General features: G+C 62.8%; 12 protein-coding genes. 7 read left to right on the top strand and 5 right to left on the bottom strand.

The genetic code is table 11. The features are described from left to right. Positions 1–58 precede the first annotated feature (58 nt). The 4 genes from qcrC (at position 59) to AC1L34_RS02845 (ending at position 4,945) form a co-directional block, all read left to right on the top strand. On the top strand, positions 59–994 hold the full coding sequence (gene qcrC / locus AC1L34_RS02860; protein WP_424297037.1) for a cytochrome bc1 complex diheme cytochrome c subunit: 936 nt from the start codon (positions 59–61) through the stop codon (positions 992–994). Next, positions 991–2,142, top strand: a complete 1,152-nt coding sequence (gene qcrA, locus AC1L34_RS02855) for a cytochrome bc1 complex Rieske iron-sulfur subunit (RefSeq protein WP_424297036.1) — start codon at positions 991–993, stop codon at positions 2,140–2,142. Before qcrC ends, qcrA begins: the two co-directional genes overlap by 4 nt. Then, complete coding sequence (gene qcrB / locus AC1L34_RS02850; protein ID WP_424297034.1) at positions 2,139–3,758, top strand: cytochrome bc1 complex cytochrome b subunit; 1,620 nt, start codon at positions 2,139–2,141, stop codon at positions 3,756–3,758. The genes qcrA and qcrB overlap by 4 nt, the downstream gene beginning before the upstream one ends. A gap of 239 nt (positions 3,759–3,997) precedes the next feature. Beyond that, entirely contained in the window at positions 3,998–4,945 is a 948-nt protein-coding gene (locus AC1L34_RS02845) for a poly(ethylene terephthalate) hydrolase family protein (protein WP_424297032.1), read from the top strand. Between the two features lie 253 nt (positions 4,946–5,198). On the opposite strand, the gene AC1L34_RS02840 is transcribed toward AC1L34_RS02845, so the two are convergent. Both AC1L34_RS02840 and ctaC read right to left on the bottom strand, forming a co-directional pair. Then, complete coding sequence (locus AC1L34_RS02840; RefSeq protein ID WP_424297031.1) at positions 5,199–5,615, bottom strand: cytochrome c oxidase subunit 4; 417 nt, start codon at positions 5,613–5,615, stop codon at positions 5,199–5,201. A 6-nt stretch (positions 5,616–5,621) separates the two neighbouring features. Next, the gene (gene ctaC, locus AC1L34_RS02835) at positions 5,622–6,707 is read right to left on the bottom strand and encodes an aa3-type cytochrome oxidase subunit II (protein ID WP_424297030.1); all 1,086 of its coding nucleotides are present in this window, start codon (positions 6,705–6,707) and stop codon (positions 5,622–5,624) included. Positions 6,708–7,062: 355 nt separating this feature from the next. On the opposite strand from ctaC, the gene asnB reads away from it, so the two are divergent. Next, complete coding sequence (asnB, locus tag AC1L34_RS02830; protein ID WP_424297029.1) at positions 7,063–8,988, top strand: asparagine synthase (glutamine-hydrolyzing); 1,926 nt, start codon at positions 7,063–7,065, stop codon at positions 8,986–8,988. Positions 8,989–9,082: 94 nt separating this feature from the next. Here asnB and AC1L34_RS02825 read toward each other — a convergent pair whose 3' ends face one another. The 3 genes from AC1L34_RS02825 to AC1L34_RS02815 form a co-directional block, all read right to left on the bottom strand. Beyond that, positions 9,083–10,054: a carbohydrate kinase family protein gene (locus AC1L34_RS02825; protein WP_424297028.1), complete on the bottom strand. Its 972-nt coding sequence runs from the start codon at positions 10,052–10,054 to the stop codon at positions 9,083–9,085. Between the two features lie 98 nt (positions 10,055–10,152). Further along, positions 10,153–10,500 (bottom strand): HesB/IscA family protein, encoded by a 348-nt coding sequence (locus AC1L34_RS02820; RefSeq protein WP_424297027.1) that lies wholly within the window; start codon positions 10,498–10,500, stop codon positions 10,153–10,155. Positions 10,501–10,622: 122 nt separating this feature from the next. After that, complete coding sequence (locus AC1L34_RS02815) at positions 10,623–11,702, bottom strand: glycerate kinase family protein (RefSeq protein ID WP_424321821.1); 1,080 nt, start codon at positions 11,700–11,702, stop codon at positions 10,623–10,625. An 84-nt stretch (positions 11,703–11,786) separates the two neighbouring features. On the opposite strand from AC1L34_RS02815, the gene AC1L34_RS02810 reads away from it, so the two are divergent. Both AC1L34_RS02810 and cobT read left to right on the top strand, forming a co-directional pair. Further along, positions 11,787–12,476 carry a DUF3043 domain-containing protein gene (locus AC1L34_RS02810; protein ID WP_424321820.1) on the top strand — a complete coding sequence of 230 codons (690 nt, stop codon included), beginning with the start codon at positions 11,787–11,789 and terminating at the stop codon, positions 12,474–12,476. A 3-nt stretch (positions 12,477–12,479) separates the two neighbouring features. After that, a complete protein-coding gene (cobT, locus tag AC1L34_RS02805) occupies positions 12,480–14,231 on the top strand; it encodes a nicotinate-nucleotide--dimethylbenzimidazole phosphoribosyltransferase (RefSeq protein ID WP_480035089.1) in 1,752 nt (583 codons plus the stop codon). The last annotated feature ends 6 nt before the right edge of the window (positions 14,232–14,237 follow it).

Genomic DNA, 14,237 nt, shown 5'->3' with positions numbered 1-14,237 from the left:
GGTCATAGCCCACCGGTTCAAAAACAACCAGTCCAAACCGCTTAGTAGAGAGTCACAGATGAGATCATCTCCACCGAGTTCGCCGGAAGGCTCTGACGCCGCCGACAACTCCGAACAGCGAAGCTCGACCGTCGGATCAGACAAGACCGCAGGCGCACGCGCCAAGTCGCGTCGCAAGCTGCGTCGTCGCGCAAGCGGCACGATCTTCCTGCTCCTCGGCCTTCTTGCTGCCGGCCTCATCGCCGCCCTGATTTCGCCCAAGCCGCAGGTTGCCACCGCAGACGATAAGAGCGTCAGCTCCGTCGCGGCAGGCAAGCAGCTGTACGACACGTCATGCATCACCTGCCACGGTGCCAACCTCGAAGGCGTCAAGGACCGCGGTCCGTCGCTTATCGGTGTCGGCGACGCGGCCGTCTACTTCCAGGTCTCTTCCGGCCGTATGCCTGCCGCGCGCAACGAAGCACAGGCTGCCCGCAAGCCCGCGAAGTTCACCGAGGCTCAGATCGACCAGCTCGGCAGCTACATCCAGGCTATGGGTGGCGGCCCCAGCGTCATGTACGAGAAGGACGAGAGCGGCAACATCGTGTACAAGGACGGCTTCCCCGTCCTGGCGATGGATTCGCTCCGCGGCGACAACATCGGTCGCGGCTCGGAGCTGTTCCGCCTCAACTGCGCTTCGTGCCACAACTTCACCGGTCGTGGTGGCGCACTCTCGAGCGGTAAGTACGCTCCCCCGCTGACGGACGTCAACCCGCAGCAGCTTTACACAGCCATGCTGACCGGTCCGCAGAACATGCCTAAGTTCTCGAACCGCCAGCTGTCGGTTGAAGAGAAAAAGGACATCATCGGCTACGTCCGCTACGTTGACTCCGCTAACCCCAGCGGTGGCTATGGACTAGGCGGATTCGGCCCGGTTTCTGAGGGCATCGTCATGTGGGTCGTCGGCGTGACCGCGGTTGTCGCCGGCGCAATGTGGATTGGATCACGAAATTGAGCGACTCGAGTAAGGACGTCCCGTCCGACGACCAGCTCGCCGCTATGTCTCGCGACGAGAAGGTCAGGCTTGGGACCAACTTGGACGGGGTGGAGATCATCCACCGCGCCGAGCGGTTCCCCGAGCCCGGTACCAAGGCTGAGAAGCGCGCCGAGTTCGCTGTCGCGATCTGGTTCGTGCTCTCCGGAATCTTCGCCATCGCAGGCCTGGTCCTGTTCATCTGGAACGAGTGGGAATTCCGGATGCCAGACGAGGCAGGCTACTGGGCGTACACGTTCTACACCCCGCTGCTGGGCGTCACCTTCGGACTGTCGATTCTGGCATTCGGTTTCGGCGTCGTTCAGCTGACCAAGCGTTTCATCCCGGCTGAGATCTCGGTCCAGGAACGCCACGACGGCGGTTCGTCGGAGGTCGACAAGCAGACGATCGTCGCTGAGCTCGACGAGACGTTGGAGACCACCACTCTCCCCCGTCGCAAGATGCTTATTGGCTCGGCAGTCTTCGGCATCGGCGCATTGTCGGTTGCCGGTGGCGTCGCCGCACTCGGAGGCTTCATCAAGAATCCGTGGGCCAAGGGCGATGACTCCGAACTGTGGCACACCGGTTGGTCCCCGATCTACAACGAGACCAAGGGCGAGACCGTCTTCATGCGTCGCGACACCGGCAACCCGTACCAGGTTGCTCTCGTCCGGCCCGAGGACCTCGACGCCGGCGCCATGGAAACGGTGTTCCCGTGGCGCGTATCGGACGGCTACGGCGAGACCGAAGAGTCACGTCACAAGCTGCTCGAAGGTCTGCGCAACGTCCACAACCCCGTCATGCTGATTCGCCTGCGCCCGTCCGATGGCCAGCGCGTCATCAAGCGTCGCGGCCAGGAGAGCTTCAACTACGGCGACTACTACGCGTACACGAAGGTCTGCAGCCACCTCGGTTGCCCGACGTCGCTGTACGAGCAGCAGACCAACCGAATCCTTTGCCCGTGCCACCAGTCGCAGTTCGATGCGCTGCAGTACGGCAAGGCGATCTTCGGACCGGCGGCACGTGCGTTGGCACAGCTGCCCATCACTGTAAACAACCAGGGCTACATGGTCGCCGGTGGCGACTTCCTTGAGCCCGTCGGACCGGCATTCTGGGAGCGTAAGTCATGACGATCGCTGACCGCCTCGCCACGCAGGCAGAGGGCGTCGACTCGCGGTACCACCTAGCGCCGGGTCTTCGCCGCCAGATCAATAAGGTCTTCCCCACCCACTGGTCGTTCCTTTTGGGTGAGGTCGCGCTGTACAGCTTCATCATCCTTTTGGTGTCGGGCACGTACTTGACCTTCTTCTTCGACCCGTCGATGGCGCACGTCGTTTACGACGGCGCTTACCAGCCGCTCAATGGCGTCACGATGAGTCGCGCCTACGAGACCACCCTGAACCTTTCATTTGAGGTTCGCGGCGGGCTGTTCGTACGCCAGATCCACCACTGGGCAGCACTGCTGTTCGCTGCGTCGATCATCATCCACATGATGCGCATCTTCTTCACCGGTGCGTTCCGGCGCCCACGTGAGGCGAACTGGGTTATCGGTTGCTTCTTGCTTCTGCTGGCCATGTTCGAGGGCTTCTTCGGATACTCGCTGCCTGACGATCTGCTCTCGGGTACCGGTGTTCGTGCCGCAATGTCGGGCATCGTCCTGGGCATTCCGGTCATCGGTACGTGGATTCAGTTCGCGCTCTTCAACGGCGACTTCCCGGGCGACATCATCATCCCGCGGCTGTACGTGCTGCACATTCTGATCTTCCCGGCAATCATCCTGGGTCTGATCGGCGCGCACTTGGCTTTGGTTTGGTACCAGAAGCACACGCAGTTCCCCGGCCCCGGCCGCACCGAGAAGAACGTCGTTGGCGTTCGTATTCTCCCGGTGTTTGCCGCTAAGGGTGGCGCGTTCTTCGCGATCATCACCGGATTGCTGGCGCTGATGGCGGGTGTCTTCCAGATCAATGCCGTGTGGAACATTGGCCCGTACAACCCGGGTCAGGTGTCGGCGGGTTCGCAGCCAGATATTTACATGATGTGGACGGACGGCTTCGCCCGACTGATGCCGCCGTGGGAGCTCTACCTCGGTAACTACACGATCCCCGCGATCTTCTGGGTTGTCGTTGTTATCGGTGTCATCTTCGGGTTGCTGTTCACCTACCCGTGGATCGAGAAGAAGCTCACCGGCGACAACGCGCACCACAATCTGCTGCAGCGTCCTCGTGACACTCCGGTTCGTACCGCTGTCGGTGCCATGGCCGTCGCTTTCTACGCCATCTTGACGATCAGCTGTATGAACGACGTGATCGCGCTGAAGTTCCACATCTCGCTGAACGCGACAACGTGGATGGGCCGCATTGGTCTCCTCGTGATTCCGCCGCTGGTGTACTTCATCGCTTACCGTTGGGCGCTCTCGTTGCAGCGCAGCGACCGCGAGGTGCTGGAGCACGGCATCGAGACGGGCATCATCCGCCGTCAGCCGAAGGGCGAGTACATCGAGATCCACCAGCCGCTCGGCCCGGTTGACGAGCATGGTCACCCGATCCCGCTGCCTTACGAGGGTGCTCCGCTGCCGAAGCGGATGAACAAGCTCGGATCGGCCGGCTCGCCCGGTACCGGCTCCGCGCTTATCCCGGACAGCCCCGAAGAACAGGCACTCAACGAGCAGCTCGCTCACGAGCGTCACCTGGAAGAGAAGAAGGCTCTCATCCAGCTTCAGGAAAAGGGCGGCGACCCGTTCGCCTAAGGTCTGCAGATCTAACGAAAGAGCCCGCCTCGCATTCGCGAGGCGGGCTCTTTCGTATCTTCGCCCGTACCGCTCCCCTCCCCCACAGAACCACCCCTGCCCCCTTCCCCCTTTTCTGTCACGATTCGACCAGACCATCACCGATCACCCCGGTTGGTGACGGTCTGGTAGGGGCACGACCACGATTCGTGACAGAAAAGTTGACGCGCGCTGACGGTTTGTGACGAGCCGCGATAATCGTGGCACTCACAGGGCCTTCGCTCTCCGGTATTGCGCAGGCGCAGCCGCAGTCGAGTCCACGAGCTCAGCCAGAGACCATCCAGGCCAAGTACGGCAAGGCTGGGCCTTGGGAGGTCTCCACACGCGAGGGCGCCGGATGCTGCGACGCGGCGGGCCAGAAGTTCGACGTGTGGTACCCGAAGGACCTCGCGGGTAACGGCACTCCGCGGCCGGTCATCACCTGGGGCGACGGCGCTAATGCCGTTCCGCAGCAGTACGACTACCTGCTCACCCACCTAGCCTCGTGGGGCTTCGTGGTGGTTGCCGCCCACAATAGGAACACTGGATCGGGCCAGGAGCTTCTCGACGGCGCACGGTTTGCGCGGACGCAGAACGCGAAGCCGTCGAGCATCTTCTACAAGCGTCTCGACACCGACAACGTTGGTGCGATGGGCCACTCGCTCGGAGCGGTGGGCGCTATCAATGCGGCTGCGAAATCGAACGGGCTCATCAAGTCTGCTATCCCCATTGAGCCGCCAGGTCAGATCGGCTGCGGACCGAAGCAAGCGGGCGCGCTGTGCTCCGAACCGGACAAGATCACCGACGTCTCGATGCTGTACATCAACGGAACGAAGAGCTCCATGCCGCCGGCGAACCAGGCGAAGCCGGTTCGCGAGATTGGTATCGCCTCGCTGCGCGCCTATTTCGACATGACTCCACATTCGGTGAACAAGGCGATGGCCACCGCCGTCGGCCTCAAGCACAACGACATTCAGGGGCAGCCGAGCTGCACACCGGACAATTTTGAGTGCGTCGTCGGCGTGAAACCGTATCTGGGACTGCTCACCGCATGGAATATGGGTGTGTTGGCGGGCAATGCACGTGCATTGTCGGCATTTACCTCCAACACGGGCGAGTTCTACAGCTACAAAGACTGGGCTAACCAAGCCAGCAACATCACCAACTGAGGCTCTCCCCGACGGACAGTCACCGATCAGGTCGATATCAGTGACTGTCTGTTGTGGTTATCGCACCTCTTTGGATTATGACACTATGTCGCAACCTGTTGCCCACAACCAGAGTGGGTGCGGTAGTGACAAACGGTGCGACGGCAGCCGGGCAATGCGCGCACCCACCCGAGAGGGGAAAATACAGATACGCAAAACAAAGCCGCCCCTGGGGCTCCCAGGGGCGGCTTTGGCGGATCTCAGTGCAGTTGCGTCAGTGCTTCTCGGGTCCGACGTGGTACTCGAAGACCAGGCCAGCAACACAGGCCACGATGATCGGCACCACACCGACCGCGAACCACCAGTTGGCGGATGCAAAACCTATGGCGAACAGCGCGGCCGCACCGGCGATCAGGATGGGCCAGTAGCTGTGCGGCGAGAAGAAACCAAGTTCGCCAGCGCCGTCTTCAATCTCCGCGTCGTCGAAGTCCTCCGGGCGGATCTCCACCCGTCGAGCGACAAACCGGAAGTACGTACCGGCAAGGAGGGCGAGCCCACCGGAGAAGAACATCGCCGTAGCGCCTGCCCACTCAACACCGGTCCGGTAGTAGAACGTAGCGATCGTGTACACCACGCCGACCACGAAGAAGAAGAGAGCGATTACTTCAAAGATTCGAGCTTCGACCTTCATAGCGTCCTAAACCTCCGGGGTGCAGCCAGCAATAGTGGTGTTGCTCTTATCGCCGAGGTTCTCCGGGGTGGTCCCGTTGTGGACACGGCGAGTATCGAACGGCACCGTGGTCACCGAATCAGGAACCTGGCACACTGCCTGCAGCGCCTGGGCGTTGCTGGCGTCCGGGTGGCCTTGACGGAACTTGATGTAGTTCACGAAGGTTTCCGGGCTAACCGCACGGATCTCGAAGTTCATCATCGCGTGGAACGTGCCGCACATTTCTGCACAGCGTCCAACGAAGGCGCCTTCACGATCGATCTTGGAAACCTGGAACGACGGATCCTGGTGGTTCTGCTCCGGGAACGGCATCACGTCGCGCTTGAACAGGAACTCCGGAACCCAGAACGAGTGCACGACGTCGGCGGCAGCCAGATTGAACTGAATGCGCGTGTTGGTCGGCAGAACCAGAATCGGGATCTCCGAAGAGGTACCGAGGGTCTCGATCTTGTCGTAGGCAAGGTAGTTGCGGATGTCAGCGGAACGACCGCCAGCGGCGCCGAGGACTTCCTCCTGCTTACCGTCAGCTTCGCGGTACTTCTTGATCTGATCCTCGAACGGAGCACCCTTGACCGAGTCGGTCTTCGGATTAACCAGCTGGTTTCCGTCGATGGTGACCGAGTTGTAGCCGAACTTCCAGTTCCACTGGAAGGCGGTCACGTCAACGGCGACGGCCGGGTTATCTTCCTTCTTTTCGACCGTGTTTTGCACGACGACAGTGAAGTAGAACATCACGGCGATCAGCACGAACGGAATGGCCGTGTAGGCCAGTTCGAGCGGAACGTTGTAACCAGTCTGCCGCGGGATCTCCTCTTCGGGAGTGGTGTTCTTCTTGCGGCGGTGGAAGGTGATGGTCCAGAAAATCAGGCCCCACACCATCGCACCCATGGCCAAGGCGGCAATTACCGACCAAGTCCAGAAGTTACGCATTTCCTGGCCCTCTGGGGTGATGCCTTCGGGCCATCCGAATCGCAATGCTTCTTCAGCACTGCAACCGGATGTCATCAGGACACCGACGCCGAGAACCGCAAGTCCACCTAGCCTCTTGATCATGCGAGATCGAGAGCCCTTTCGTCGCGGCGACGGCTGTACACCGTTCGTCAATTTCACGCCTTCCTGCTGGCAGGGAGCTGTTCATCAAGGTCTGCCACGACGAGCAGACACTCCTCGCAGCAATTCTTGCACCTAGTACTACGCAGCGTAGACCAAGACGGGGAACTGTTCATGATTGGGGTTCGTTGTTTTGCAGACATTTTTTGGCGACCTGCACATTCGCGGCAATGCGGGACGTGTTTCGTCACTCATCGCGGTGCGCCGGGGTCGCGGCCGGTAGGGCATCTGCGGCATAGTGGAACGGCCCGCGCCTTCGCGCGTGACGTCCGTACCTGTGAAATGAGGCCCTAACACCGTGTGTGGCTTGCTCGGAATTCTGACCAGCGACGGTTCGGCGTCGACTACGACCGACCTTGTCGCTTCAGCGGCAACTTGTATGCGGCACCGGGGTCCCGACGATTTGGGCACCTGGAACGACGACGACCTGGTGTTCGGTTTCAACCGTCTGTCGATCATCGATATCGAGCACTCGCACCAGCCGTTGCGGTGGGGCCCGCCGGAGAGTCCCGGGCGATATGCGCTCGTTTTTAACGGCGAGATCTACAACTACTTGGAGTTGCGCGCCGAACTTGAGCGCGATCACGGTGCCGTCTTTGAGACCGAGGGTGACGGTGAGCCGATCGTCGCGGGGTTCCACTACTGGGGCACCGAGGTGGTCAAGAAGCTCCGCGGCATGTTCGGGTTCGCAATCTGGGATACCCAGAACCGCGAGCTGTTCTTGGCACGCGACCCGTTCGGCATCAAACCGCTGTACCTGGCGACCAGCCCCAAGGGCACCGCTTTCGGCAGCGAAAAGAAGAGCGTTCTGGAATTGCTCGACCGCCTCGAGTTGTCAAAGGACCTCGACGATCGAGCAATTGAGCACTACACGGTTCTGCAGTACGTCCCGGAGCCCGAGTCGCTTCACAAGTCGATCACGCGACTGGAGTCGGGCAGCTATGCACGACTGCGTCCCGGCACCGCCCCGGAAACGACCCGCTACTTTATCCCCCGCTTTAACGTTCGACCGTTCGCCTCGGCCGGCGACCAGAAGCGATACGACGAGATCGCGGACGTGATGCGCGATTCCGTGGCCAAGCACATGCGTGCCGATGTGACCGTCGGTTCGTTCCTGTCGGGCGGTATCGACTCGACGGCGATCGCGGCGCTGGCAATTCAGCACAATCCGAACTTGATCACGTTTACCACCGGCTTTGAGCGTGGCGGGTATTCCGAGATCGACGTGGCAGCAGAGTCGGCCGAGGCCATCGGTGCCCGTCACATCACGAAGGTTGTGACCCCGCAGGAGTACATCGAAGCCCTCCCGAAGATCATCTGGTATCTGGACGACCCCGTCGCGGACCCGGCTTTGGTGCCGTTGTATTTCATTGCGGCGGAAGCGCGCAAGCACGTGAAGGTGGTGCTGTCGGGTGAGGGCGCAGACGAGTTGTTCGGCGGCTACACCATCTACAAGGAGCCGTTGTCGCTGAAGTCCTTCGACAAGCTCCCCCGCGGTGTCCGCCGGATGGCAGGCAAACTGTCCGAACGTATCCCCGAGGGCACACGCGGCAAGAGCCTGCTCCATCGCGGCTCGCTGACGCTTGAGGAGCGGTACTACGGTAACGCCCGCAGCTTCGACGACGCCCGCTTGCGGGCCGTGCTGCGGAACTTCCGTGAGGATTGGATGCACCAGGACGTCACCGCACCGATCTACGCGATGAGCGAAGGCCTCGACCCGGTGGCCCGCATGCAGCACCTGGATTTGTTCACGTGGCTGCGCGGCGACATCCTCGTCAAGGCCGACAAGATCACGATGGCAAACTCCCTCGAGTTGCGCGTTCCCTTCCTCGACAAGGAAGTCTTCGCGGTTGCTGAACAATTGCCGTTCGACGAGAAGGTCAGTCACGGCACCACCAAGTACGCCCTCCGCAAGGCCCTGGAGCAGATTGTGCCCGCGCACGTGCTGCACCGGAAAAAGTTGGGGTTCCCGGTGCCGCTGCGGCATTGGCTGGCCGGTCCGGAAATGTACGACTGGGCTTACGAGACGATCACCGCCTCCGACACCGACCACATTTTCAACAAGGCATTTGTTTTGGAGATGCTGCGCGAGCATCGGGCGGGAACGGTCGACAACAGTCGCCGTATCTGGACCGTGCTGTGCTTCATGATCTGGTACGGCATCTTCGTCGACGGCTCCGTGGTCCCGGAGATCGAAGACCACACGTACCCGGTTCGTCTCTAGCTTCCGACACCGACCGCTTCCGACACCGACAGGTTCTAAATGGGGCAAGCCCGGATTCTCAAGTGAGGATCCGGGCTTGCTTCGCTGAACTGACTTACAGGACGCTCTTGATCTCTGACGCTGCGTCTGCGCCGTAAGCAGCGGTCAGGCGGTCGACGGCCACATCGACGTCCCAGGACCATCCCTGCGTCGACTCTGACTCCAGGACCAAGGTGGCGACCATCGCACCGAGTTGCGCGGCGCGCTCGTATCCCAGGCCTCGCGAAAGTCCGGTGAGGAAACCGGCGCGGAAGCCGTCGCCGACACCGGTCGGATCAACCTGCTCGTTGACGGGCACAACACCGACGTGGGTGCGGGTTCCGTCGCGCTCAATGATGTCGACTCCCCCGCTACCGAGGGTGGTGATCCGAGTTCCGACCATTTGCGCAACCTGGTCGGCGCCCAGCCCGGTCTTCTGCTGCAGCAGGCCCCACTCGTACTCGTTTGTGAACAGGTAGCGCGCACCGTCGATGAGATCTTTCGCGGTCTCGCCGTCGAGTCGGGCCAACTGCTGCGACGGGTCGGCGGCGAAATCGATACCCTGTTCACGGCACGAGCGCGTGTGGCGGACCATGGCGTCCGGATCGTCTGCGCCGACGAGGACAAGGTCGGGACGACCGGTGGTGGCGAAGACGCTGGCGAGATCAATGTCGCGAGCTTCGCTCATGGCACCGGCGTAGAAGGTGGCGAGTTGAGCCATCGTCTCGTCGGTGGTGCACATGAAGCGCGCGGTGTGCTTGGTGGCTGAGCGGGAGACGCCACGGCAGTCGACACCGTGCTCAGCGAGGAACTTCTCGTAGTCACCAAAATCGCCGCCCGCGGCAGCCACCAGCAGCGGGTGTTCGCCGAGCTCACCAATCGCGTACGCAATGTTGCCGCCGACTCCACCCCGGTGAATGACGAGTTCTTCGACGAGGAAGCTCAGCGAGATGTGCTCGAGTTGGTCGGCGACCAGCTGTTCAGAGAACTTTCCCGGGAACTTCATCAAATGGTCGGACGCGACCGACCCGCAAACAGCAATAAACATTCATCCAACGCTACTGCGTCCACAAAACAACAAAGGTCGCGGCCCCACCCGACTGGGAAGTCGGTGGAGTCGCGACCTGTGTCGGTCGATCCAGCGATCTAGTTAAACGAGTCGCCGCAGGCGCAGCTACCAGTGGCCTGGGGGTTGTCGATTGTGAAGCCCTGCTTCTCGATGCTGTCGACGAAGTCGATGGTCGCACCCTGAACGTAGGGAGCACTCATCCGGTCGACGGCGAGCTTGACGCCACCAAAATTCGAGATCACGTCGCCGTCAAGGCTGCGATCGTCGAAGAACAACTGGTAGCGAAGGCCAGCGCAGCCACCGGGCTGAACGGCAATGCGCAGCGCGAGGTCGTCGCGGCCTTCTTGGTCCAACAGGGCCTTGGCCTTGGCGGCGGCGGTGTCGGTCAACAGCACACCGGTGTCGGTTTCGTTCTCAACGGTCATGGGCGCTCCTCATGTCGCCGGTCGCAGATGTCCTCGGCGACCAGATACGTAGTAATCGGCAAGAGCACTGGATTGAGACGACCCGGTGCACACCAACTGAGTCAACGGTACTCGCCATCGGCCTATTCCCGCATCTGCCCCTCAAGTTTTGCGACCTGAGTCGCTAACTCGGTAAGCACCTTCTCCGGCTCGTCCATCGATCGTTGCACCGACCCCGCGGCGTCGGACATCGAGTACGCCGCACGCACCCCGGCAACGTGGGTACCCGGCGACACTTGGCCGGCGATGACGACCACCGGCACGTCGGCCGAGTGGGCATCCGAGGTCACCGAAGCCACGACTTTGCCGAAGGCAGTCTGCTGGTCAAAGCGACCTTCACCAGTAATCACGAGGTCGGCGGCGGCGATGCGCCGGGCGCGATCAGTGGCGTTGCCCACCACGTCGGCCCCCGCTTCCCGCCGGCCACCAAGGGCAAAGAGCAACGCGCCGAGTCCGCCTGCGGCTCCGGCACCCGGCAGTTCGCGAACTGATGGCCCGTCCGCTTCCAGTTCGTCTGCCCACGCCGCCAATCGTGCCTCCAGTTCGACGATCGCGGCCGCGTCGGCACCTTTCTGCGGCCCGAAGACAGCGGCGGCACCGGCATCTCCGAGGAGTGGATTCGTGACATCGGTTGCCGCGATCAGCTCGATCCCTCGCAGCAGTGTCTTGGCGCGCGCCAATCCGCCGATCGCCTCCACCGCCCCACGACCACCGTCTGTGGTGGCACTCCCACCAAGTCCGACGACGATCCGCGACACGCCGGACTCCGCGGCCACACGCAAGAGGCTGCCTACCCCGGCCGTACTGGCCCGACGGGCCGTGTCAGTGTCAGCTTGTCGGCCGTCGGCGCGCACCAGGTGCAATCCGCAGGCTTGCGCGGTCTCGAGGTATGCGGTGCCGTCGACCACGAGGATCTCCGCGGTGGTCGCAGTACCCAGTGGCCCTGGCACGCTCACCTGCTCGCGGCGCCCACGTTCACCCATGGCTGCACTGAGCACATCGACAAAGCCCGGACCCCCATCCGACTGCGGTAGCAGCGTCAGGACATCGTCCGGACGGGCTCGATGCCATCCACTGGCAATCGCCCGCGCCGCGATGGCAGCACTCAGCGTGCCACCGAACTCGTCCGGGGCAATCACGATGCGTCGCACATGGCCAGTCATTACCGGTCACAGTATCGGCTGTGCTGGTGGAGCTGGGCTCGCCCGATGTCCACGTCTCGCCGTTGATCGAATAGTCTCGTAGTCGTGAAGTTGCCCTGGAAATCCGACGCCGACAACAGTTCCGAGTCTGATTCAGCCGCTGCCGCGACCGATTCGTCGAACGGCACCGACAAGGAGTCCGACGCATCAGCCACCGTGAAGGGCGGAGCGACGACACCCGGCAAGGGTCGTCCGACGCCTAAGCGACGCGAAGCCGAACGCCGCCGCGGACCGGTGGCACCGCCGCCGACCAACCGCGCCGAGGCACGCGCCCGCAAAAAAGAGCTGAAGTCGTCGATGACGAAGGCTGAGCGCAAGGAATTGTCGGCCGAACGTCGGCGTATTCGCCTTGAGCAGCGAGAAAAGATGATGGATGGCGACGAGAAGTTCCTCGCCACCCGCGATAAGGGTCCGGTGCGCCAGTTCGCCCGCGACATTGTTGACTCGCGACGCAACTTCGCTGGCCTGTTCCTGCCGTTTGCGATCTTCCTGCTCGTGGTGCTGATGGTGCCGGGGTTGGCGGTCATCGGAAACCTCGTGCTACTGGTGTTTGTCCTGTTCGTGGTCCTTGATTCGGTGTACCTCGGCTACACCGTCAACAAGCGGGTGCGTGAGCGCTACCCCGACACCACCGATACCGGCTTCAAACTCGGCTGGTACTCGTTCACCCGCGCGATGCAGCTGCGGATGATGCGTGCGCCTCGCCCGCAGTTCAAGCCCGGCGACAAGGTCTAACGGGTGCGCACACTGGTCCTCGGCGGTATCCGCTCGGGCAAGTCCGCGCATGCCGAACAACTCCTGAGCGGTGCGCCCCGTGTTCGATACATCGCGACCGGCGAAGCCCAACGCGACGATGCCGAATGGCAGGCTCGTCTCGACGCGCACCTCGAACGACGCGGCGAGCGGTATCGGACTGTCGAGTCCCGCGATCTGGTGGGGTTGCTGCGCGAACAACCCGCCGAACCGACGCTTATCGACGATCTCGGAAACTGGCTCACCGCTGTTCTCGACAGCGCGCAAGCGTGGGACCTGCCCGCCGGTGAGCTCCCCGCTGTGGCCGATCAGATCGACGAGTTGTGCCTGGCGATCGCGGCCTTCGACGGCGACCTTGTCCTGGTCAGCCCGGAAGTAGGCCTGTCGCTCGTTCCAGCGACGGCTGCTGGACGACGGTTCGCCGATGAACTCGGTCGGCTCAACGCCGCAGTGGCCCGCGTCTGCGACACCGTGCGACTCGTCGTCGCTGGACGCACCATCGATCTGCCGGGCGAGCCTGACGCGGCCGTCGCAGTTACGGCAGTTGCCCCAGTTTCTGTTGCCGCCCCGGTTCCTGTCACCCCGGCTCCTGTCACCCCGGTTCCGGCCGAACCCGCGACTCCGGTCGCCCCGGCCGAGCAGTCACCGGAACCTGCCCCCTCATCCGCGGTTGAGCACGGCGCCCTCGACGGCATCGACGCCGAGATCTTCCCGATCGTCGAAATGCCCGACCACGAGGTCGCCGAGCAAGCCCGCGCCCGGCAGTTGCAGTTGACCAAGCCCGCCGGATCCCTTGGCCGACTGGAAGACCTCGGTGTGTGGATGTCAGCGTGCCAAGGCGTGTGTCCACCCCGACCACTGACGGCACCCGCGATCGTCGTGTTTGCTGGCGATCACGCGGTCGCCTCCGACGGCGTGTCCGCCTATCCGCCCGAGGTCACGGCGCAGATGGTCGCCAACATCGCCGGTGGTGGGGCGGCCATAAACGTGCTGGCCCGTCGTGCGGGTGCCACGGTGCATGTTCTCGACATGGCGGTGCTGGCCGACACCGACCCTTACATTGCCCGCTACAAGGTGCGCAATGGCAGCGGCGACCTTCGGCGCGGTGAATCACTGACGATCGCTGAAGCCCGCAGGGCCGTTGCCGCTGGCCGCGCGATTGCCGATCAGTTGGTCGACGAGGGCGTCGACCTGCTGATCGCGGGCGATATGGGTATCGGCAATACGACGCCCGCATCGGTGTTGGTCGGCACCCTAACCGATCACGAACCGGTGGTTGTGGTGGGCCGCGGCACCGGGATCGACGACTCGACGTGGATCCGCAAAACCGCCGCCATCCGCGATGGCATGCGGCACGCACGGCGCTACCGTAACGAACCGCTCGCTCTGATCGCCGCGGTCGCCGGAGCCGACCTGGCAGCCATGGCTGGCTTCCTCGCGCAGGCCGCCGTCCGCAAGACCCCGGCACTCCTCGATGGATCCATCACGACCGCCGCCGCCCTCGTCGCACGGCAGTTGGCGCCGGGAGCAGAAGCCTGGTGGCAGGCAGGCCACGTGTCGACCGAACCGGCACATCGGTTCGCGCTCGAAGCCCTCGACCTCACCCCCATCGTCGACCTATCGATGCGTCTTGGCGAAGGCACCGGTGCCGCCGCCGCGCTGCCCCTGGTGGCATCGTCGATCGATGTACTGACCGATATGGCGACTTTCGACGAAGCCGGCGTCAGCGCAGGCTGATCGATC

It is taken from the genome of Gordonia sp. 34D, from assembly GCF_056682775.1.
The sequence above is the reverse complement of the archived record's forward strand: the minus strand, read 5'-3'. Positions and strand labels throughout refer to the sequence as shown.